Origin of the sequence: Methanoregula sp., from assembly GCF_002835825.1 — an archaeon.
Classification (GTDB): Archaea; Halobacteriota; Methanomicrobia; order Methanomicrobiales; family Methanospirillaceae; genus Methanoregula.
The window spans coordinates 1-1,307 of sequence record NZ_PIZH01000583.1 but is presented as its reverse complement, the minus strand read 5'-3'; the positions used below and the strand labels follow the sequence as shown (position 1 = coordinate 1,307).

The 1,307-nt window shown below is 57.8% G+C and carries 2 protein-coding genes and 1 pseudogene; all 3 read right to left on the bottom strand.

What is annotated here, in order from left to right; genetic code table 11:
• Positions 1-67 precede the first annotated feature (67 nt).
• Positions 68-466 (bottom strand): TIM barrel protein, encoded by a 399-nt coding sequence (locus CW742_RS13520; RefSeq protein WP_292421259.1) that lies wholly within the window; start codon positions 464-466, stop codon positions 68-70.
• Complete coding sequence (locus CW742_RS13515) at positions 463-1,011, bottom strand: dephospho-CoA kinase (RefSeq protein WP_292421256.1); 549 nt, start codon at positions 1,009-1,011, stop codon at positions 463-465. The genes CW742_RS13520 and CW742_RS13515 overlap by 4 nt, the downstream gene beginning before the upstream one ends.
• Positions 965-1,307, bottom strand: a pseudogene (locus CW742_RS13510) (ribonucleoside-triphosphate reductase activating protein); the annotation flags it as partial. The gene CW742_RS13515 and the pseudogene CW742_RS13510, both read right to left, overlap by 47 nt.

The window sequence follows — 1,307 nt, the reverse complement described above, 5'->3', positions numbered from 1 at the left end:
AAGAGCAGTAAATTTTCTTTGTTGCTATCATGTTCTCGAGGAATGTCGTTGTTTTGGGGTCGTCAGCTCATTTCCCGATCTCGCGGGGGGCGTCTTTCTGGGGGTTCCATGCTTTCTGCGGCATCAGTTTCCCGATTGGTGAGAGATAGCCGGGATGGATGGTCACGATATCCGTGAGGTTTGCTGCGTGTTCGATGCAGGAGCAGACCTGCCGGATCGATTCCCGGTAAATCGGATCGTTGAGTGTTGCAAGGTTCAGGTCCCCGAACGGGGCATGGACGGTCACCCTGAGATTCGTTGATGCAAGAACCTCTTCAATGCGGGAGAAGCAGGCGGGATTGTCGAGCCGGTAGTTCCCGTCGCTCATCAGCTCCCAGCCGGTATAACCGGCATCGGCGATACCAAAGACCCACGAGATGTCGTCCCAGACACGTGAAGACGACGAGAAATAGGGGGTGATGGTCATGCAGCCTGCCCCAGTCGTTTGAGGAGATCCTGGACATCGCGGGTGAAGTCTTCGAGGGTGCCTTCGTTTTTCAGGTGCAGGTCTGCCATCTTCAGGGCATTACCAAGGCCCCACCCGAGCTCCCGCGTGTCACGGTTTGTCAGGGCCTCGGCAGTGGTGAAGTCATCGGAACGGGCCCGGGCTGCGATCCGTTCCAGCCGTTTTTCAAACGATGAGTCGATGCTGATGACGGTAAAACCGGAAAAGGTTTTCCGGAAGAGGGCGATCTCGGTATCGCCCCGGATGCCATCAACGAGCACGAGGGGGGCCGGCTGCTTCCGGATCTCGGGAATGCAGAGCATTGCTATTGCGTCCATTCCCCGTTCGGCCCGGAGCCGGTTTGCGGTTGCACCGAAGTTGGTGTCATTCGGCTCAAGGCCGGCTTCCTCAACGGCCCTGCGGATCATATCGCCCATGACGATAACCGGGATGCCCATATCAGATGCGATCTTCGAGAACTCACCTTTGCCGCTTGCGGGCATTCCGACGACTCCGATCACCTTCATACTGGATCTCACCTCCTTCTCTTGTGCGTATCCGCACACCCCGTGGGAGGGTGTCGGCGATCTTCTTCATCTCGTCCTCCGAGAGCACACGGACCTGGCCGGTCACACCCTGCTGGAGGACGATGTCGACAGCGCCGGCTTCCTGCGCAATGATGGCGACTTCGTCGTCATATCCCCGGAAGAGGGTGATGACAACCTCAAATTCCGCCAGGTGCCCGGCTGCGTGCGCATCCCGGCACAGGGCAAGGCTGCGCTGCACATTCTCTACATAATTTCCCCTGAGGAGGTTATTATAC

What these genes read in the sequence shown, in the direction of transcription:
- CW742_RS13520 (WP_292421259.1), bottom strand. Translation starts at nt 466, where the DNA reads ATGACCATCACCCCCTATTTCTCGTCGTCTTCACGTGTCTGGGACGAC.
- CW742_RS13515 (WP_292421256.1), bottom strand. Translation starts at nt 1,011, where the DNA reads ATGAAGGTGATCGGAGTCGTCGGAATGCCCGCAAGCGGCAAAGGTGAG.